The organism is Hoeflea algicola, from assembly GCF_026619415.1.
GTDB classification, from domain to species: domain Bacteria; phylum Pseudomonadota; class Alphaproteobacteria; order Rhizobiales; family Rhizobiaceae; genus Hoeflea; species Hoeflea algicola.
Window position 1 is genome coordinate 1,478,509 of the sequence record NZ_JAOVZR010000001.1, and the last position, 19,062, is coordinate 1,497,570.

Annotated in this window: 16 protein-coding genes and 1 pseudogene; 9 read left to right on the forward strand and 8 right to left on the reverse strand. The window is 62.5% G+C overall.

The window, feature by feature from the left end:
- Positions 1 to 55: 55 nt before the first annotated feature.
- Positions 56 to 1,471, reverse strand: coding sequence for a CoA transferase (locus OEG84_RS07275; RefSeq protein WP_267653124.1), 1,416 nt, complete (start codon positions 1,469 to 1,471; stop codon positions 56 to 58).
- 95 nt (positions 1,472 to 1,566) lie between these two features.
- On the opposite strand from OEG84_RS07275, the gene OEG84_RS07280 reads away from it, so the two are divergent.
- Positions 1,567 to 2,745 carry a citrate synthase family protein gene (locus tag OEG84_RS07280; RefSeq protein ID WP_267653125.1) on the forward strand — a complete coding sequence of 393 codons (1,179 nt, stop codon included), beginning with the start codon at positions 1,567 to 1,569 and terminating at the stop codon, positions 2,743 to 2,745.
- 70 nt (positions 2,746 to 2,815) lie between these two features.
- Here the strand turns inward: OEG84_RS07280 and OEG84_RS07285 are convergent, their stop codons facing one another.
- From OEG84_RS07285 to paaG, 4 genes are all read right to left on the reverse strand, one after another.
- Complete coding sequence (locus tag OEG84_RS07285; protein ID WP_267653127.1) at positions 2,816 to 3,442, reverse strand: TetR/AcrR family transcriptional regulator; 627 nt, start codon at positions 3,440 to 3,442, stop codon at positions 2,816 to 2,818.
- Positions 3,443 to 3,448: 6 nt separating this feature from the next.
- Positions 3,449 to 4,759 carry a phenylacetate--CoA ligase PaaK gene (gene paaK / locus OEG84_RS07290; RefSeq protein WP_267653128.1) on the reverse strand — a complete coding sequence of 437 codons (1,311 nt, stop codon included), beginning with the start codon at positions 4,757 to 4,759 and terminating at the stop codon, positions 3,449 to 3,451.
- Positions 4,760 to 4,832: 73 nt separating this feature from the next.
- On the reverse strand, positions 4,833 to 5,276 hold the full coding sequence (gene paaI / locus OEG84_RS07295; protein WP_267653129.1) for a hydroxyphenylacetyl-CoA thioesterase PaaI: 444 nt from the start codon (positions 5,274 to 5,276) through the stop codon (positions 4,833 to 4,835).
- The gene (gene paaG / locus OEG84_RS07300) at positions 5,273 to 6,064 is read right to left on the reverse strand and encodes a 2-(1,2-epoxy-1,2-dihydrophenyl)acetyl-CoA isomerase PaaG (RefSeq protein ID WP_425602828.1); all 792 of its coding nucleotides are present in this window, start codon (positions 6,062 to 6,064) and stop codon (positions 5,273 to 5,275) included. Before paaG ends, paaI begins: the two co-directional genes overlap by 4 nt.
- A gap of 134 nt (positions 6,065 to 6,198) precedes the next feature.
- On the opposite strand from paaG, the gene OEG84_RS07310 reads away from it, so the two are divergent.
- The 3 genes from OEG84_RS07310 to OEG84_RS07320 all read left to right on the forward strand — a co-directional run bounded on the left by OEG84_RS07310 (position 6,199) and on the right by OEG84_RS07320 (position 11,657).
- Complete coding sequence (locus OEG84_RS07310) at positions 6,199 to 8,262, forward strand: 3-hydroxyacyl-CoA dehydrogenase NAD-binding domain-containing protein (protein WP_324288181.1); 2,064 nt, start codon at positions 6,199 to 6,201, stop codon at positions 8,260 to 8,262.
- A gap of 60 nt (positions 8,263 to 8,322) precedes the next feature.
- Complete coding sequence (paaZ, locus tag OEG84_RS07315) at positions 8,323 to 10,356, forward strand: phenylacetic acid degradation bifunctional protein PaaZ (RefSeq protein ID WP_267653130.1); 2,034 nt, start codon at positions 8,323 to 8,325, stop codon at positions 10,354 to 10,356.
- 419 nt (positions 10,357 to 10,775) lie between these two features.
- Entirely contained in the window at positions 10,776 to 11,657 is an 882-nt protein-coding gene (locus tag OEG84_RS07320; RefSeq protein ID WP_267653131.1) for a DMT family transporter, read from the forward strand.
- 63 nt (positions 11,658 to 11,720) lie between these two features.
- Here the strand turns inward: OEG84_RS07320 and OEG84_RS07325 are convergent, their stop codons facing one another.
- From OEG84_RS07325 to OEG84_RS07335, 3 genes and pseudogenes are all read right to left on the reverse strand, one after another.
- The gene (locus OEG84_RS07325; RefSeq protein ID WP_267653132.1) at positions 11,721 to 12,746 is read right to left on the reverse strand and encodes a methionine synthase; all 1,026 of its coding nucleotides are present in this window, start codon (positions 12,744 to 12,746) and stop codon (positions 11,721 to 11,723) included.
- Between the two features lie 293 nt (positions 12,747 to 13,039).
- Positions 13,040 to 14,297: pseudogene (locus OEG84_RS07330) on the reverse strand (D-amino acid dehydrogenase).
- Positions 14,298 to 14,480: 183 nt separating this feature from the next.
- Entirely contained in the window at positions 14,481 to 14,834 is a 354-nt protein-coding gene (locus tag OEG84_RS07335; protein ID WP_267653133.1) for a VOC family protein, read from the reverse strand.
- 423 nt (positions 14,835 to 15,257) lie between these two features.
- Here OEG84_RS07335 and OEG84_RS07340 point away from each other — a divergent pair, with 423 nt between their 5' ends.
- The 5 genes from OEG84_RS07340 (at position 15,258) to paaC (ending at position 19,007) form a co-directional block, all read left to right on the forward strand.
- Positions 15,258 to 15,866, forward strand: coding sequence for a DUF938 domain-containing protein (locus OEG84_RS07340; protein WP_267653134.1), 609 nt, complete (start codon positions 15,258 to 15,260; stop codon positions 15,864 to 15,866).
- 103 nt (positions 15,867 to 15,969) lie between these two features.
- Positions 15,970 to 16,860, forward strand: coding sequence for a PaaX family transcriptional regulator C-terminal domain-containing protein (locus OEG84_RS07345; protein ID WP_267653135.1), 891 nt, complete (start codon positions 15,970 to 15,972; stop codon positions 16,858 to 16,860).
- A 94-nt stretch (positions 16,861 to 16,954) separates the two neighbouring features.
- Positions 16,955 to 17,950 (forward strand): 1,2-phenylacetyl-CoA epoxidase subunit PaaA, encoded by a 996-nt coding sequence (gene paaA, locus OEG84_RS07350; protein WP_267653136.1) that lies wholly within the window; start codon positions 16,955 to 16,957, stop codon positions 17,948 to 17,950.
- Entirely contained in the window at positions 17,947 to 18,246 is a 300-nt protein-coding gene (gene paaB / locus OEG84_RS07355; protein WP_267653137.1) for a 1,2-phenylacetyl-CoA epoxidase subunit PaaB, read from the forward strand. Before paaA ends, paaB begins: the two co-directional genes overlap by 4 nt.
- Positions 18,246 to 19,007: a 1,2-phenylacetyl-CoA epoxidase subunit PaaC gene (paaC, locus tag OEG84_RS07360; RefSeq protein ID WP_267653138.1), complete on the forward strand. Its 762-nt coding sequence runs from the start codon at positions 18,246 to 18,248 to the stop codon at positions 19,005 to 19,007. The genes paaB and paaC overlap by 1 nt, the downstream gene beginning before the upstream one ends.
- The last annotated feature ends 55 nt before the right edge of the window (positions 19,008 to 19,062 follow it).

Genomic DNA, 19,062 nt, shown 5'->3' on the forward strand with positions numbered 1-19,062 from the left:
CGATCCACGGCAATTTTTTACCACCAATCGCGTGTCTCTTACGTTCAGACACACGTCAGTTCGCGCCCTGCCATTGCGGCTGTGACGAGCCTAGCTCCACTGCTGGACCAGACCAAGCCATGCTGGTCCCGCTGAGGCTGAGAGGCGGACGAAGCCTCAATGCAGGCCCCCAGATGGTGAGTTCGGTGGCCTCGGCATAATCATCCGCTTCCGGCTTGCCGATCGCGATGGCGTCAGCCACACCCGGATAGCTCGCGAAAAACCCGCCAACCCGCGCCAGCGACGTGCGCCAGCGCGAACCGCGACCATCCTTCTGGCGTAACACCAGCCCACGCAACGCCGCCGCCGCCAGCAGGTAGCCGGCGCCCTGGTCGAGCGCCTGCGCAGGCAAAGGCACCGGCTTTTCCGATCCGGTACGCTCCATACCTTCCGCCGCAATGCCGGAGCTCATCTGCACCAGACTGTCAAACCCGCGCCGATTGGCCCAGGGCCCGCTCCAGCCATAGGCATCAAGCGAAACGTCAACCAGTCCGGGGCGGGTCCGCGCGCGCATTTCGGCACCAAGACCGAGTTTTTCCAGCGCATCCGGCCGGTAGCCATGCACAAGAACATCGGATTTCTCCACCAGCGCTACGAAACGCGCCCGGTCAGCCGGGTCCTTGAGGTCCAGCCGTGCACAGCGCTTGCCCAGTGTCACTTCCGGGATCACCGCGCCTTCATCCCACGATGGCGGATCAATGCGCAGCACATCTGCACCAAAGCCGGCCAGAAACCGCGTTGCCACCGGCCCGGCCAGCACCCGGGTCAAGTCCAGAACCCGCACGCCGGCGAGTGGTCGCGCAGGATCAAATTCCGGGTCAAGCCCATGCTCTGGCATCATTCCACCCGCTGTCCTCTCGACACGCATCAGCGGCTCTGCCAGCACTGCCGCGCCCTGTGGGTGCACACGCCATTTATCGAGACTGCGCATTGCCGCCGCACAGCCACCCCGGGTGACAATCGCGGTTTCCAGATCATCAATCGGCCATTTGGAAACCGCTGCGGCAACCGCGTCACGATCGGCGTCCGTGCCCAGTTCCGATAATGCCGCCGCACGGTGATGCGGCGCATTGGTGTGAAGCCTTATCCAGCCGTCAGAGCCACGATAATCACCCGCAACCGCGTCCCAGACGGATGGCAGATCCCAGCCCTGCGGGGCGATCGAAAACCCGAACCAGAGCGAGGCCAGCCGCCGGTCCACACACGTCACCGGCTGCATACCCGACCGCAGCGTGATCCATTTGGCCAGCGCCAGCCCTGCCGTGGCCACCGACGCGACGGCAAAATCGCTGACCGCGAAGACCGACGGCAGCGATCCCGCGCCCTCTATCTGCAGATCCGCAGCGGCATGGTCCGGGACACCAAGAGCGGCCGACAAGGTGGCAATCATCGACCTGGCGCCCTGGTGGTCTGATGTTGATGAAATCGTCATGGCGAACTCCCGACTTGCGTTCAGGCCTTCACACAAGCTCGAAACAATCATATCGTCAATATTGATCATATAAATCAACTATCGAGATGCTCGCCATGGCTGAATACCTCACCGCCGAACAGGCCGCCCGACGCCTCGGCGTCTCGCGGCAAACCCTTTACGCCTATGTCAGCCGTGGCCTGCTGCGCGCCGTGCCCGCACCGGACCCGCGCCAGAGCCGATACCTCGCCGAAGCCGTCGAGCAATTGGCCACCACCCGCCGGCGCGGCCGCAAGCCAAAGGAAATCGCTCGCGCCACGCTCGACTGGGGCATGCCGGTGCTGGAATCGGCGGTAACGCTGATTGAAAACGGCCGCCTGAGCTATCGTGGTCACGACGCCGTTGAACTTTCACAAACCCGCAATCTGGAGGACGTTGCAGCACTGCTCTGGCAGATGGAGAAAGAGACAGCCTTCCCGCACGCGGCACCGGGCAATCTCAAGGCCTATGCCAGCCTCTGCAGCCAGGTCGGCATGGCACCGGCCAGCGACACCCTGTTGCCGTTGTTTGCGGTTGCCGCAAGCGAAGACCCTACTTCGGCATGGCGCCGCGATCCCAAGATGCTGGCGCAAGGATCGGGCGATCTGGTGCGCATCCTGACAGCCACGGCGCTCAGACAAGCACCGCGATCGGTCGCGATTCACCAGCAACTGGCCGAAAGCTGGCGGGTATCGCCACAAGATGCTGATCTGATCCGCCGGGCGCTGGTGTTGTGCGCCGATCATGAACTCAACGCATCGAGCTTCACCGCGCGCTGCGTGGCGTCCACCGGCGCGTCGCTGAAGGCGGCAATCATTGCAGCACTCGCGGCGTTAAGCGGGATCAAGCACGGGGCCATGACGGCACGAGTGGAACAGGTCTGGGACGGGCTCGATCCGGACGATGTCAAAGGCAGCCTCCAGCGGCGTCTCGAAGCCGGCGAGACCATTCCTGGCTTTGGTCACCCGCTCTATCCCGATGGCGATGTTCGCGCGAAGGCGCTGCTTGAACAGGTTCTTCCCGATCTTCCGCAAGCAGCCCAGTTTGTCGCTGCAGTCAGGGAACTGACCGGCACCGAGCCATCGATTGATTTCGCGCTGGTCGCCCTGCGGCGGCATTTGCACTTGCCATCGGGCACCGCCTTCTTGCTGTTTGCCATCGGCCGGTCGGTTGGCTGGATCGCCCACGCGCTTGAGCAACGCGCCAGTGGTCAATTGATCCGGCCCCGCGCGATCTATACCGGCGAACGACCCTGAGTCGATTGGCGGCCGGACCATTTGCTTTCAGCCGCGCCCGGTCCCTGTCAAAAACGAACGCTCGCGTATATCAGCCCGTATCGCCATCCGCCTGTCCGGCGCAAACCGCCGGCAGCCCGCCCATCACCAGATCGGCGACGATGGCGGCATAGGCGTCACGGTTCACGGGTCCGCCTGGCTTGTGCCAGAGAAAGAACCAGTTGAGCATGCCGAACACTGACATGGTCACCGGCCTGACCAGTTCCGGGCGCGCGGCAAATCTCTCAGGCTCCACCGCCCTCACGCTTTCAGCCATGCAGGCAACCAGCCGCCGCTGCAATGCCCTGAGATGCTCCTGCTTTTCCTCAGGCAGCGATGACAGCGCATCTAGTTGCACCTTGTGCTCGCTGTCGGAATCCCGATAGGCGATCAGCACCGCGCGGATCAGCGCCCGCAGCCGCGCCTGAGGCTCAGCCGAACTTGCGGCCGTGGTTTCCACCACATCGACCAGCGCAGTTAGGTGCGTGTCCAGAATATCAAACAGCAGCGCATCCTTGGACGGGTAGTAGTGGTAGATCAGCGCCTTCGAGACCCCGCAGGCCTCCGCGAGCTTGCCCATCGAGGCCCGGTCATAGCTATGCTCGGCAAAGAACACCGCCGCGGTCTTGAGAATCGCCTCGCGTTTGGCTTCGTGGTCCTTCGCAATGGTTCGCGCCATGAAGATCTACGCCTTTGGCCGGTTGTCGACAACGCGCTTGGCCTTGCCTTCGGAGCGCGCGACCTTGCCGGGTTCCTGCACATTGATGCGGGTGCTGACCCCCACCGTGCTCTTGATGTGATGCGCCAGTTCGCGCGAGGACGCAGCGCGCGCCTCATCGCTCGCGGCGCTGATGTGGCACTCGACATGCACTGTCATGTCATCCAGCCGCCCGCTGCGGGTAAGCTCGATCTGGAAGTGCGGCGCCAGCCCCGAGCACTTGAGGATCTGCTCCTCGATCTGGGTTGGAAACACATTGACCCCGCGCAGGATGATCATGTCGTCAGAGCGGCCGGTAATCTTCTCCATCCGACGCATCGAGCGCGCTGTGCCGGGCAGCAGCCGGGTCAGGTCGCGGGTCCGGTAGCGCACCATCGGCAGTGCTTCCTTGGTCAGCGTGGTAAACACCAGTTCGCCGATCTCGCCATCGGGCAACACTTCCTCTGTCACCGGATCGATGATCTCGGGGTAGAAATGATCCTCCCAGATGTGCAGCCCGTCCTTGGTCTCAACGCATTCATTGGCAACGCCCGGCCCCATGATTTCCGAAAGTCCGTAAATATCAACAGCATGCATGTCGAAGGCCTGCTCGATTTCCGCGCGCATCGCATTGGTCCACGGCTCGGCGCCAAAAATGCCGACCGCCAGCGAACTCTCGCGCGGGTCGATTCCCTTGGCGCGGAACTCGTCGAGGATCGACAGCATGTAGGAGGGCGTGACCATGATCACCCGCGGCTTGAAGTCGGTGATCAGCGACACCTGCCGCTCGGTCATGCCGCCCGACACCGGCACCACCGTGCAGCCTAGTTTTTCGGCGCCGTAATGCGCCCCGAGCCCGCCGGTAAAAAGCCCGTAGCCATAAGAGACATGGACAATATCGCCCGGCCGGCCACCCGAGGCGCGGATCGAGCGCGCCACCAGATCGCCCCACACATCAATGTCGCCTGCGGTATAGCCAACCACCGTCGGTTTGCCGGTGGTTCCTGACGAGGCGTGCAGCCGCGTCACCTTGTCCCGCGGCACCGCAAACATACCGAATGGGTAATTGTCGCGCAGATCGAGCTTGGTGGTGAACGGAAACTTGGCGAGATCGGAGAGCGACCTGAGATCATCCGGATGCACGCCCTTGGCATCAAACGCGGCCTTGGTATGCGAAACATTTGCATAGGCATGGGCCAGCGACCATTTCATCCGCTCGAGTTGAAGGGCTGAAATCTCGTCGCGCGAGGCGATCTCGATCGGATCGAGGCTGGCCCGGTCAGGCGTAAGGTCGAGCATGATATCCTCCTTGGTCCAGGCGGATTGCTAACGCTCCCCGCGCCGCTCCCCCCATAGCTGTTGCCACCGGTTGTCAGCCGGCCGTTTCCTCAAAATGCGTTCCCGAAACCGTCCGCGACAGGCCGCGAAATTCTGCGATCGTCACGCCGTCCTGGCGCGCAACCGACACGTCATAGACACCGGAGCGACCTGCAAGCGTCACTTCGCGCGCCACAGCCGTCAGTCGGTCGCCTTCTCGTCCCGGCGCCAGAAACGTCACCGAACAGTGCTGCGCCACAGTCACCTTGTTGTGGCTGTTGGAGGCGAATGCGAAGGCGCTGTCGGCCAGCGTGAAGATCGCCCCGCCGTGACAAGAGCCATGCCCATTGAGATGATCCTTGCGCACCACCATCGAGATCGTCGCTGTGCCGGGACCGACCGCCTCGATTTCCATGCCGAAAGCCTGGCTGGTGTGATCATCTTTCCACATCGCAGCCGAAGAGCACTCGGCGCGTTGCTGGTCGTTGATCCCGCTCATGACCCACCTCCGAATTTGGGTTCACGCTTTTCCAGAAAGGCGCGCACACCCTCGGCATAGTCGGCAGAACGGCCAGCCTCTCCCTGGGCGCGGGCTTCAAGCTCCAGATGTGCGTCAAGTTCATGCCCGGCGGCGGCCTGGATCAGGCTCTTGGTGCGGCCAAGCCCGAAGGTCGGCCCTGCTGCCAGCCTGCCCGCCAGCGCCCGCGCTTCGGCAAGCAGATCGGCGTCATCAACCACCCGCCAGATCATGCCCCACTGGGCGGCAGTTTCAGCACTTACCGGCTCGGCAGTCAGGGCAATCGCCTTGGCCCGCGCCTCGCCAATCAGCCGCGGCAACATCCAGGAACCGCCGGCATCGGGAATGAGCCCCACACGGGCAAACGACTGGATGAATTTGGCGCCGCGTGCCGCCAGCACGATGTCGCAGGAGAGCGCCAGATTGGCCCCGGCCCCGGCGGCCACGCCATTGACGGCGCAGGCGATCGGTTTTTCCATGGCACGGATGCGGCGGATCATCGGATTGTAGAATTTGTGAAGTGTCTCGCCAAGATCCGGCGGACCGCTCATCTTCTCCGGATTGCGCGCATCAAGATCCTGACCCGCGCAAAAGCCCCGCCCCGCCCCGGTAAGCAGCACCGCCCTGCAGCGCCGATCGTCACGCGCCAGATCGAGATTGACGGCCATCGCCTCATGCATCTCGTCATTGAAAGAATTGAGCCTGTCGGGCCGGTTCAGCGTGATTTCAAGCACGCCATCATTCCACGAATGCAATACCGTTTCGCTCATCGCCAGGGTCCTCCTCAAATAGAGGGTTGCATAAGCCGACCGGTTGGTCAATTAATAATCCACTGGTATTTGATGCTTAAAACTTCTACTTGGTGCTGGAAATCTTCACGCCAAAATTTGCAGGAGCCGCCATCGTGACCACCCGCACCCCAACACCGAACCCCGGTCCGGACACAAAGGTTGTTGACGTGGTCATCAAGGACGGCCACGCCCTTGTGACGATCAACAACCCGCCGGTCAACGCGCTCGCTGTCAGTGTGCGCAAGGGTCTGATGGAAGCGCTGCGCGCCGTCAACGAAGCCGGATGCGCAACCGCAGCCCTGGTCTGCGCCGGGCGCACATTTGTCGCAGGCGGCGACATCTCGGAATTTGCCGGACCGCCGCCATTGCCGCATCTGCCCGATGTGCTTGATGCGATCGAAGCCAGTGCCACACCGTTCATCGCTGTCATGCATGGCACGGTGCTCGGTGGCGGGCTGGAACTGGCGCTGGCCTGCGCCTGGCGCATCGCTGACGACAACACCAAATTCGGCCTGCCGGAAGTCAATCTCGGCCTGATCCCCGGCGCCGGCGGCACCCAGCGCCTGCCCCGCGTCATCGGACTGGAGCGTGCCGCCCGCATGGCCGCGAATGGCAAGCCGGTGAGTGCCAAAACGTTTGAAGAGTTCGGTGGACTGGATCTCGTCTTCTCAGGCGACCCGATGACGGCGCTCGCCGGGTTCCGCGACACCCTGCCCGCCCGGCCGCAAAACACCTCTGCCCGCCCGGTTGCAGACGCAGATATGACAGCGCTGAAGGCCGAAATCACCAAATCGGCCAAGGGCTCAAACGCCCCGATGATCGCGCTCGAAACCACCGCACTCGCAGCCACCCTGCCCTTTGCGGAAGGCTGCAAGATCGAGCGCCAAACCCATCTCGACCTGCGCGACAGCGCCCAGTCCCGCGCACTGCGCCGGCTGTTTTTCGCCAGCCGCTCGGTCACCCGTCCCGAGCGTCTAAAAGCGTTTCAGCCTGCCGAAATCAAGTATGTCGCCATCGTCGGCGGCGGCTTGATGGGCGCAGGCATCGCAGCCGCTAGCCTCGCCGCCGGCCATCGTGTCACATTGCTCGAACGCGACATTGAAAATGCCGAAGCCGGCGCGGCCCGCGTTGAAGCCATCATCGCCAAGGATCTGGCCTCAGGCCGCATCACGGACGACAAGGCACAAGCCCGGCGCGCAGCCTTTGCTGCCGGCGCCGATTACGCCGCCGCCGCTGACGCCGACATCGCCATCGAAGCGGTCTTTGAGGATCCGGAGGTCAAGCGCGCCGTGTTCAAGCAGCTTTCGGATGTCATGTCCGAGACAGCATTGATCGCCACCAACACCTCCTATCTCGATCCCAACATGATCAGCGAAGGCATGCCCGGCCCGGGCCGTTTTCTCGGCCTGCATTTCTTCTCGCCCGCCAACATCATGAAGCTGGTCGAAGTCGTCGGCACATCGGTCACCACCGACCAGACCCTGTCGACTGCCTTTGCCTTCGCCCGGGGGTTGGGCAAGATCCCGGTTGAAACCGGCGTCTGCGACGGCTTCATAGGCAACCGCATCCTCTCGGCCTATCGCCGACAGGCCGACTACATGGTCGCCGATGGCGCCTCACCCTATGCCATTGACGAAGCCATGCGCAGCCTCGGCATGCCGATGGGGCCCTATGAATTGCAGGACCTGACCGGACTGCAGATCAGCTGGGCCAACCGCAAGCGCCAGTTGGCCGCAGGCACCTGGCCGGGCCGTTATGTCGACATCGCCGACCAGCTTTGCGAAATTGGCCGTCAGGGCCGTGGCAGCCCGGCAAAGAAGGGCTGGTACGATCACACAAGCGGCAGCGGCAAGCAGGACCCGGACGTCGAAGTCATGGTTGCCGCCTGGCGCACCGAGCACGGCACCGGGCAGCAGACATTCACTACCGACGAGATCGTCATGCGAATTATGGCCGCCATCGTCAACGAGGCCAATCTGATCCTCGAAGAGGGCATCGCTACCAGCGAGACTGCGGTCGATATTGTCTGGACCGAGGGTTATGGCTTCCCCAAACATCTCGGCGGGCCGATGTTCTGGGCCGAAGAGACCGGCATCGACCGCATGCGCGAAGCTTTTGCCGCCATCGATGCGCAAAGCCCCGGCTCGTGGAAAGCAGCCGGCGTGTTCAAGGGCTGACGCCCGCGCCGAACCAACACGCATGACACTTGGCGGACCGTCGTCATGAGGGAGAGAGACATGGGTTTGATCAATGTGCACAGCTATTATGCCGGACAATGGACCGCTGCCGATGACGGCGCTCGCGCAATAGCAAATGCTGTCACCGGCGAACCCTTAGCGATTGCCGGTCAGGCTGCACTCGATACGCAATCCATGGTCGATTTCGCCCGGACCAAGGGCGGGCCGGCGCTTCGGGCCATGAGTTTTCATGACCGCGCCCGCATGCTCAAGGCGCTGGCGCTGGAGCTCTCCAAGTTCAAGGACGAGCTTTACTCGCTCTCCCACACCACCGGCGCCACCACGCCTGATGCAATGATCGACATCGACGGCGGCATCGGCACCATGCTGGTCTATGCCTCAAAAGGCCGGCGCGAGATGCCCGACGGCGACATCTATGTCGATGGCGAACTGGAGATGCTCTCGCGCAATGGCACCTTTGTCGGCCAGCATGTTGCCACCTCGCTCCACGGTGTTGCCATCCACATAAACGCCTTCAACTTCCCGGTCTGGGGCATGCTCGAAAAGCTTGCCCCCACGCTGCTGGCCGGCATGCCGGCCATCGTCAAACCGGCGACCGCCACCTGCCATGTCACCGAGCAATCCGTCCGCCGCATGATCGAAAGCGGCATCCTGCCCGACGGCGCGCTGCAGCTGGTTTCGGGCGGTTTGGGCGATTTGCTCGACCGGCTCGATTATCAGGACGTGGTCGGCTTCACCGGCTCGGCCAAAACCGCGCTGATGCTGCGCTCCAATCCGATCCTGCTTGAGAAAAGTGTCCGTTTCGTCGCCGAACAAGACAGCCTCAACGCCTCCGTGCTTGGTCCGGACGTCACCGTAGCCAGCCCGGAGTTCGACATTCTGGTCAAGGAAGCCGTGCGCGAGATCACCGCCAAGGCCGGGCAGAAATGCACCGCCATCCGCCGCATCATCGTGCCTGAAGCGTTGCTCGGCCCGCTAGGCGAGGCGATTGCCGAAAAGCTCGGCAAGATCCGCATCGGCGACCCGGCGCTGGAAACCACCCGCATGGGCGCACTCGCATCGGCCGCCCAGAAAGCCGACGTGCTCGACAAGGCCCGCCAGATCGCAGCCGAATGCCGGGTTCTCACCGGCGACCCAGACGCTTTCGAGGTCGATGGCGCCGACAGGACCAAGGGCGCCTTCGTGCCGCCGATGCTGTTTGCCTGCGATGATCCCGACACCGCCAATGCCGTTCACTCGGTCGAGGCTTTTGGCCCGGTGGCAACGCTGATGCCCTACCGTAATCTGGCCCATGCCGGCCAGTTGATGAACCGCGGACGCGGCAGCCTTGTCGCCTCCGTCATCACCCATGATCCGGCCGTCGCCCGGACGCTGCTGATCGACGCCGGCGCCTCGCATGGCCGTATCTATGTCAACAACCGCGACAGCGAGCACGAAGCCACTGGCCACGGCTCGCCTTTGCCGCACATGGTCCATGGCGGCCCCGGCCGCGCCGGCGGCGGCGAGGAACTCGGCGGCATCCGCGGCGTCATGCATTACATGCAGCGCACCGCCATCCAGGGCAGCCCCGACATCATCTCCGGCATCACTGGCACCTGGATCAAGGGCGCGGCCAAACCGAAGTCATCGGTCCACCCCTTCACCCGCAGCTTCGACGATCTCGCCATCGGCGACACCATCGAAGCCGGCCCGCGCACGGTGACGCTGGAAGACATCGAGACCTTCGCCCACTTCACCGGCGACACTTTCTACGCTCACATGGATGAGGAAGCCGCCAAGGCCAACCCGTTCTTCCCCGGCCGCGTCGCCCACGGCTATCTGCTTCTGTCCTTTGCAGCCGGCCTGTTCGTCTCCCCCGACCCCGGCCCGGTGCTCGCCAACACCGGCCTCGACGGGCTGAAATTCATGAAACCCGTCTCGCCCAGCGACGCCATCTCGGTGGCACTCACCGTCAAGCGCAAGACCCGCCGAACCGACGAATATGGCGAAGTCCGCTGGCACGTGGCAGTGCTCAACCAGGACGGCGACGACGTGGCCGAATACGAACTGCACACGATGAATGAATATGGCTGATCGAGGTCGGGGACAGTTTATTTTTCACTGCGTGCGATTGGCAAAGCCGTGGCCCGGGGCAAAAATGTAAACCATCCGCTATCTCGACGGGGTGGGGAAAAGTAAACTGTCCCCGGCATTCCATCCGCCCGATCTACCTCCCGTCCTCATCCCCTCCTTGAGCCGGGAACCAGCGCCCCGGCGCCTGCCGGATCAAAGATCCTCTTCAACCCAAGCACTTCGGCTGTCTGGATTCCGGAGGCTTTGACGCCGCTGCGCTTGTCTGGTTCAAGCCCGCAACGGTGGAGCCTTCAGTTGTGCCATCCCGATATCGAACTTGTGTTGTGGGCTGTGCCATCCACCTATCTTCCCGCGCGAACATCGCACTCGATTTTCAAACCGATGCTGTTAGGCTCGCCCACCAGCACGGGGAGAGAATCTTGCTGCAAACACCGAAGCAACCGCAAATCCACACCTCGGCGGGCATCCTTTTGATGTGCGTCGGCGTGGCCTGCCTTTGCGTCAACGATGCCATCGCCAAGAACCTGACGGCGCATTATTCGCCGGTTCAGATCCTGTTCCTGCGCAATCTGATCGCCCTGCCCTTTGCCATCCTGATTGCCTGGAAGATGGGCGGTGGCGCAGCGCTGCGCTCACACCGGCCGCTGGCGCATCTGTTGCGCGGCGCACTGTGGATCGGCGCCACCATCCTGTTCTTCACCTCCATCAAGTATCTCGGCCTGGCCGAAGCCACCGCCCTGATCTTTGTCGCGCCGCTGTTCATCACAGCACTTTCGGCGCTGATCTTCCGCGAGCCCGTCGGCTGGAAGCGCTGGCTGGCGGTCTTTGTCGGCTTTATCGGCGTGCTGATCGCCGTACGTCCCGGCACCTCGGCATTCCAGACCGTCTCGCTGCTGCCCGTTGCCACCGCCTTCGTCTATGCGCTGTTGATGCTCTCGGCCCGCTGGGTGGACAACCGCGAGAGCGTCTGGACGCTGCTTCTCTACATCACCGGCACCGGCGCAGCACTGAGCCTGGTCCTTGTACCTTTCGTCTGGATTCCGCCACGGTCCGAAGACCTCTGGCTGTTTGTCGCCATCGCCATTTTCGGCACCGCCGGCATGACCATGATGACCCAGGCCTTTCGCCTCGCCCCCGCCGTGGTCGTAGCCCCGCTGGATTATTCCGCCATCATCTGGGCCACGGCTCTCGGCTGGCTGTTCTGGAACGAAATCCCCGATGCGTTCACCTTCGTGGGCGCAGCAGTGATCATCGCCAGCGGCGTGTTTATTATCTGGCGGGAGCACAGGGTGGGGAAATGAAGAGACGACCGTTGCCGCGCCCGCCGCCGTTACCGAGAGGCATACCCCGGGCAGCTTTTCCCGTTATCGGCCCGAAAGCTCTTTGCTGATGATCGCTGCGCCAGCACCCAGCGCGTGCAACTTTCCTTCGGCCACCTTGCGGGACAACGGCGCCATGCCGCAATTGGTGCAAGCGATCAGGCGTTCGGGGTCGACGAATTCCAACGCCGCGCGCAAGGTCGCTGCCACCTTCTCGGGGGTCTCGATTTCGTTGCTCGCCACATTGATCGCACCAACCAGAACCTCCTTGTCCTTCAGCGCCGACATGACAGATAACGGAACGTGGGAATCCGCGCATTCCAGAGAGACCTGATCGATTCTGCTGGCATTCAGGGCCGGGAAGAACTCTTCGTACTGCCGCCATTCACTGCCAAGCGTATTCTTCCAGTCGATGTTCTGCTTGATGCCATAGCCATAGCAAATGTGAACGGCGGTCTTGCATTTCAGACCCTCGATCGCCCGGTGCAGACAATCAACGCCCCATTCGGGCACAAGATGCATGAAGGCGTTGAAGGCCGGCTCGTCAAACTGGATGACATCGACACCCAGCGCCTCCAACTCCAGCGCTTCCTCGTTCAGCAGTTCGGCAAACGCCATCGCCATTTTTGCCCGTTCGCCATAGTGCTTGTCGGCAATCGTGTCGCAAATGGTCATTGGCCCCGGCAGCGTGAATTTCAGTTGTTTTTTCGCATGCGGGCGCAAGAACTTCACGCTGTCGCCATGCACCGATTTCTTGCGTTTGACCGCAGAAGTGACCGTTGGCACCGACGCGTCATAGCGGTTGTCGCGGATTCCCATGGTGGTCATGCGGTTCCAGTCGATGCCATCGACCTCCTCCAGAAAACCATGGACAAAGTGCTTGCGAAACTGTTCGCCGTCGCACTGGATGTCTATCCCGGCCTCGTCCTGGATCTTGAGCCAGCACAAGGCGGCATCCTGCTGCCCCTCAATCAACTGGTCCCCTTGCAACTGCCAACCGGCCCAGAGCTTTTCCGGCTCCGCCAGCCAACTCGGCTTTGGCAAACTTCCCGCAATCGTGGTCTTGATCATGGCTTCCTCGCGCTTGTGCCGCGTTCAATCAAAGCACTGAACGGTCGGGCGCGCGGCGATCCCGAACTTCGAGCATATGGTTGGCGTGCGGGTTAGTCGAGCGTCTTGCACAAACTTGCAAACCTCCCGGCGGAGCTCATGTCCTGACCCGGGATGAACTGTCGATGCCGTCACTTCCTTCCCACCAGGGCGTGGGACGGGATAGCCTCCGATTGCAACCACTACTGTTGTCACAACATAGGCCAGCCCGGCACCCCAGCAATCACACCGCCAATTGACGCCCCATACGCACTTCAGCTCCCATAGCGATCTGCTGTCAGACCGTCGAACGAGATCTCCGGCTCCTTGCCCAGCACCACATCCGCCACCGCGCGGCCCGAGCCGCAGGCCATGGTCCAGCCCAGTGTACCGTGGCCGGTGTTGAGATAGAGATTGTCGTAGCGCGAGGCCCCGAGCACCGGCGTGCCGTCTGGGGTCATCGGTCTCAGGCCGGTCCAGCCTTCGGCTTTGGAAATGTCACCGCCCTTGGGGAACAGGTCTCCAATCACGTGTTTGACGGTGTCCGTGGCGTGCGGGCCCAGCCGGTTGGAATAACCCGCAATCTCGGCGGTGCCGGCCACACGGATGCGGTCGCCGAGGCGAGTGATCGCCACCTTGTGGGTCTCGTCCATGATGGTCGATTGCGGCGCAAATTCGTCATCGGTCACCGGCAGCGTCACCGAATAGCCCTTGACCGGATAGACCGGCAGCTTGACGCCGATCGGGTTGAGCAGCCGCGGGCCATAGCTGCCGAGCGCGCAGACATAGGCGTCGCCTTCAATCCGTCCGGCAATCTCGGTGTCGACCCCGGCAATCCTGCCGTTCTCCACGGCGATCGCCTTGATCGATTGGCCATACTGGAACTCGACGCCCATTTCGGCGCATTTCTCCGCCAGCGCCATGGTGAACATGCGGCAATCGCCGGTCCGGTCGGCGGTCAGCCGCAACCCGCCGACAAACTTGTTGCGCACCGTGCCGAGCGCCGGCTCGGCGGCAATGCAGCCGTCGCGGTCCAGCACCTCGTAGGGCGAATCATATTCCGTCAGGATCTCTTGGTCGGCCTTGGAATCTTTCAGCTGCTTGGCGGTGCGGAACAACTGCAGCGTGCCCTGCGCACGGCCGTCATAGTCGATGCCGGTCTCCGCGATCAGGTCTGGCATCACGTCGCGCGAATAGTTCGAAATCCGCACCATCCGCCCCTTGTTGACCCGGTAGGCCTCATCGTTGCAATTCTGCAGCATCTGCAGCCCCCACTTCCACATGGTCGGGCTGATCAGTGGCCAGATGAAGAGCGGCCTGCGCTTCATGAACAGCCATTTGATCGCCTTCACCGGCACGCCCGGCGCTGCCCACGGAGAGGTCATGCCGTAGCTGAGTTCCCCGGCATTGGCATAGCTGGTTTCCAGTCCGGGACCGGTCTGCCGGTCCAGCACCACCACCTCCGCCCCCCTTGGCCAGATAATAGGCAGTAGTGACGCCGATCACGCCGGCTCCCATAACAACAACTTTCATGACGGCAGTCCTTCCCCGCTTTACTCATGCGCGCATTAAACCAAAGTGTTAGCCGATACCCGCACAAACCACCACCGGCAAAAACAGGAGATTTGACCTCAGCAGGCGGGCGAGTCCACCACTACCTTCCGGGTAACTGGCTGTAACGTCCCCAACGCGGGCGCACGCCCCTTCACTGCCGGTTCAGTGCGCGTGCGAGAGCACGTTGAGCAGCTTGCCGGCCGGGTCGCGAATGAAGAAACGGCGCACGCCCCAGGGTTCGTCGGTGAGCGCGTACACCACCTTGCAGCCCCGCGCTGTGGCGCGGGCGTAGACGGCGTCAACATCATCAACTTCGATGGAAAGATCCGGCACCGGTGCGCCGGAGCCGCCTTCGCTCAGAATGCTCATCTGCGTCATTGAGGTTTCACCAGAAGCCAGCGTGACAATCCAGCCCAGATCCATGACGGTTTCGAGATCGAACAGCTCGGCATAGAATGTCGCGACATCAGCGACGGAGTCTGCAGCGATATTTGCAACGATACGGCGTACAGTCATATTTTCCTCTCTGTATGGCAGCCGGTGATGGCTGATCCATACCCGGCCTACCCTGACAGAATGTCGGTAGCCTTGTGGCTCGCGTCCACCCCTCCAATCAGAAAACCACACCTTCTGCACTCGAGGCCCGCAAGGTAAGAACTTCCTGACAGGCAGGCGAGTTGCACCAGATCGCGGCCTAATGTCGCTTACCTCCGGGGTAAGTGCGCAATCGCACTGATCGCCTGGCCGGCAGGCGCCACAGTTCACCGCTTTGTTGCCGTGCCGAGCACGAATGGCGAGATGTGGGCACCGTGGTAACAACTCGGTGAAACCCGCCGCTCGGCGTTGCAGATGCAAAATCCTGTCATAAAGTGTCGATCGCTGTTTATGTCCGGTCTGACACACCCACCGCCTCGCTCCGCACTCCCCAAAGGATCCCAAATGTCATCGCAAGACCAGAAACTCTCCAGCCCGTCGGCGCTGCGCAACCGCGGCCCGATCTCTGATCTGCTGCGTCATGTGTTGCCCAAAACCGGAACGGTTCTCGAGATTGCCAGCGGCTCCGGCGAGCATGTCATCCATTTCGCAAGCCTGCTTCCGAAGCTGATCTGGCAACCCTCCGATCCGTCACCTGAGGCCCGCGCCTCGATTCAGGAGTGGGTAACATCGGAAGCCACAACCAACGTGCTCTTCCCGCTCGATATCGACGCATCAAGCCCGACCTGGCCAATAGAGCGGGCGGACGCGATGATTGCCATCAACATGGTTCACATCAGCCCGTGGTCGGCCACACAAGGCTTGCTAGCGGGCGCGGGCAAGCTGCTGCCAAGCGGCGGTGTGCTGGTGCTTTACGGCCCCTACCGACGCGAAGGCCAGCCGCTCGTTCCAAGCAATCTCGACTTTGACGCAAGCCTGCGCGCCCGAAACCCCGCCTGGGGCATCCGCCTGCTCGAGGATGTGGAAAGCCTGGCCAAACAATCCGGACTGGCGCTGACCTCCGTCACCGAGATGCCCGCCAACAATCTCGGCGTGGTTTTCACGCGGCAGTAAGGCTTTGATGCGTGTCTCCAAGAGTCTGCCTATTTGCACTTTTCAGCGCGCCACCCCGCCCCCTCTTCCAGCCGCGGCCCAAACCGTTTATTCCATCTCCCCCATGCGACCCGATCCGATCGCCCGCGCCATTGCTGCCCGTCTGACTGCGCTGCAAGCTTCGCAGCGGCTGTCGGCGTGGTCGCTGATCGTCACTTTTCTGGGTGACGCCATCGGCCCCCGCGGCGGCGAGGTGTCGGCGGCGGCGGTGCAGGTGCTGATGGCGCGGCTTGGCATCGACCACGGCGCGGTTCGCACCGCGGTTTCCCGGCTCGCGGCCGATGGCTGGATCGAACGCACCCGCGAGGGCCGCAACAGCTTCTACCGGCTCTCGCCCGGCGTTGCCCAAACCGTGCTTGAGGCCGAGCAGCGGATCTATGCCGGCACGTCGCTACTGGCCGCGGATACGCCGCGATCGCTGATCATTGCCGGCCAACCGCTGGCCGAGACGCAAACAACTGAGCTCGACCGCCTTGGCGCACTGGCTCTTGGCGACCGCGTGTTTTTGTGTTTCACCCCTGCGCAAGATGCTCTGGCAGCCCTGCCGGGCACCGAGGTGAGCGGTGCGGACATATCATCCTTCATTCCGTCACCTTTGGTGCAGGACCGGCTGCGCGCCGCCCGCCTTGCCAATGAATTTTCGGCCCTTAGCGCGGCCTACCGGCCAATCCTCAAAGCGCTCGAGAAGGTATCCTCACTCGATCCGGAAGACGCGATCACCTTGCGTTGCCTGATGATCCATGAATGGCGGCGGATGGCGCTGCGGGTGCTCGCCATTCCCGCCGATCTTGCACCTAAGGACGATGCCGAACCCGAAGCCCGGGCGCTGATTGCCCGTATCTACCGAGAACTGCTGGCGCCATCGGAGCGCTGGCTCGACAGCCATGCCGCGACAGCCTGCGGGTCCCTGCCGCCCGCCCATCCGCGGCTTGCCCTGCGTTTCGAGACCGCTTAGCCCACTCGCCAGCACGTCACACGTGTTACGACATTCCCTTGACATATTTTAATCCTGTAACATATGATAGACTTCATCGCGGAGGAGCTTCATCATGTACAGTCAGGGCCTGATCGGCGCGGATTCGAGCACCACGGAATCGGAGGAGTTTCTCGCCGCATTCCAGGCGCGGATTGACCGCGAGGAAAAGATCGAACCCAACGACCCGATGCCTGAAGGCTATCGCCGCACGCTGGTGCGCCAGATCGGTCAGCACGCGCATTCGGAAATCGTCGGCATGCTGCCTGAAGGAAACTGGATCACCCGCGCTCCGTCGCTCAGACGCAAAATAGCATTGCTGGCCAAGGTCCAGGATGAGGGCGGCCACGGGCTCTATCTCTATTCCGCTGCCGAGACGCTGGGCGTTTCCCGCGAGCAGATGACCGAGGAACTCTTGTCCGGCAAGGCCAAATATTCGTCGATCTTCAACTATCCGACGCTGACCTGGGCCGATATCGGCGCCGTCGGCTGGCTGGTCGATGGGGCGGCGATCATGAACCAGATCCCGCTCTGCCGCTGCTCCTACGGGCCTTACGCCCGCGCCATGATCCGCGTCTGCAAGGAAGAAAGCTTTCACCAGCGCCAGGGTTACGAAATCATGATGACGCTGGCCCGTGGCTCGGAAGAGCAGAAGGAACTGGCCCAGGACGCGCTTAACCGCTGGTGGTGGCCGTCGCTGATGATGTTCGGGCCCTCCGACAGCGAAAGCACCAATTCCGACCAGTCGATGAAATGGAAGATCAAGCGTTTTTCCAATGACGAGCTGCGGCAGAAATTCATCACCGCCACCGTGCCGCAAGCCGAGTTCATCGGGCTCACCATGCCCGACCCGGAGCTGAAATGGAACGAGGCCAAACAGGCCTATGACCATGGCGAGATCGACTGGGCCGAATTCAAGGCGGTGGTCAGGGGCGACGGTCAGATGAACCGCGACCGGCTGCGCGACCGCAACAAGGCCTGGGACGACGGCGCCTGGGTGCGTGAAGCTGCACTTGCTCATGCCCGCGAACGCGCTGAAAACCAACAGATCCCGCAGGAGGCCGCCGAATGACACCCGAAACCATGCATCAGCTCACGCCGCTCTGGGAAGTCTTCATCCGCCCGCACAACGGTCTGCACCACCGCCATGTCGGCTCGCTGCATGCTACCGACTCGGAGATGGCGCTGCAGGCAGCCCGCGATGTCTACACCCGCCGCGGCGAAGGCAATTCGATCTGGGTGGTGCGCTCGGCTGACATCGCCGCCTCCGATCCCTCCTTTGCGGATCAGAACTTCGAGCCCGCCGACGACAAGATCTACCGTCACCCCTCGTTCTACGAGATCCCCGATGAAGTGGGGCACATGTGATGGCCGCAGCTGACGTGACCGTACCGGCGCTGATCGAGATCGCCGATGATTGCCTGATTCTGGGCCACCGCCTGTCGGAATGGTGCGGCCACGCGCCGACGCTCGAGGAAGAACTGGCGCTCGCCAATATGGGGCTCGATCTGTTGGGCCAGGCCCGCGCACTCTACGCCCATATCGGCGAGATCGAGGGCAAGGGCCGCAGCGAGGATGATTTCGCCTTTTTGCGGCGTGAACGCGATTACCGCAATTGCCTGCTGGTCGAACGCACCAACGGCGATTTCGCCGCCACCATGGCCCGCCAGCTCTATTTTTCCGCCTCCATGACGCCGTTCTGGAAAGCCATTTCCGCAAGCTCGAACGATGAAGCCCTGCGCGGCATTGCCGCCAAGGCAGAAAAGGAAATGGCCTATCATCTGCGCCATTCCGGCGAATGGGTGATCCGGCTCGGCGACGGTACCGAACAAAGTGCGGCCCGCATGGCTGCCGCCGTTGATGAGTTGCACCGCTACACCGGTGAATTGTTCATGGTCTCGACTGCCCGCCTGGCAGCAATCGACACCGGCCTGCTGCCCGATCCCGAAGCCCTGCGCGCCCAATTCGACCAGACCATCGACATCGTGTTTGCCACGGCCAAGCTTTCGGTGCCCGAAATCCGCACATGGCAAAAGGGCGGACGCGACGGCCTGCATGGCGAGGACATGGGCCATCTGCTGGCTGAACTGCAGTTCATGCAGCGCGCCTATCCCGGCCAGACCTGGTAAGCGGAATGTCCGCCCCAGCCCAAACATCCGGTCCAGCCCAAACATCCGGCCCAGC

Bases quoted from the DNA above. Each gene is read 5' to 3' on its own strand.
- OEG84_RS07275 (WP_267653124.1), bottom strand. From the start codon at position 1,471: ATGACGATTTCATCAACATCAGACCACCAGGGCGCCAGGTCGATGATT.
- OEG84_RS07280 (WP_267653125.1), top strand. From the start codon at position 1,567: ATGGCTGAATACCTCACCGCCGAACAGGCCGCCCGACGCCTCGGCGTC.
- OEG84_RS07285 (WP_267653127.1), bottom strand. From the start codon at position 3,442: ATGGCGCGAACCATTGCGAAGGACCACGAAGCCAAACGCGAGGCGATT.
- paaK (WP_267653128.1), bottom strand. From the start codon at position 4,759: ATGCTCGACCTTACGCCTGACCGGGCCAGCCTCGATCCGATCGAGATC.
- paaI (WP_267653129.1), bottom strand. From the start codon at position 5,276: ATGAGCGGGATCAACGACCAGCAACGCGCCGAGTGCTCTTCGGCTGCG.
- paaG (WP_425602828.1), bottom strand. From the start codon at position 6,064: ATGAGCGAAACGGTATTGCATTCGTGGAATGATGGCGTGCTTGAAATC.
- paaZ (WP_267653130.1), top strand. From the start codon at position 8,323: ATGGGTTTGATCAATGTGCACAGCTATTATGCCGGACAATGGACCGCT.
- OEG84_RS07325 (WP_267653132.1), bottom strand. From the start codon at position 12,746: ATGATCAAGACCACGATTGCGGGAAGTTTGCCAAAGCCGAGTTGGCTG.
- OEG84_RS07335 (WP_267653133.1), bottom strand. From the start codon at position 14,834: ATGACTGTACGCCGTATCGTTGCAAATATCGCTGCAGACTCCGTCGCT.
- OEG84_RS07340 (WP_267653134.1), top strand. From the start codon at position 15,258: ATGTCATCGCAAGACCAGAAACTCTCCAGCCCGTCGGCGCTGCGCAAC.
- OEG84_RS07345 (WP_267653135.1), top strand. From the start codon at position 15,970: ATGCGACCCGATCCGATCGCCCGCGCCATTGCTGCCCGTCTGACTGCG.
- paaA (WP_267653136.1), top strand. From the start codon at position 16,955: ATGTACAGTCAGGGCCTGATCGGCGCGGATTCGAGCACCACGGAATCG.
- paaB (WP_267653137.1), top strand. From the start codon at position 17,947: ATGACACCCGAAACCATGCATCAGCTCACGCCGCTCTGGGAAGTCTTC.
- paaC (WP_267653138.1), top strand. From the start codon at position 18,246: ATGGCCGCAGCTGACGTGACCGTACCGGCGCTGATCGAGATCGCCGAT.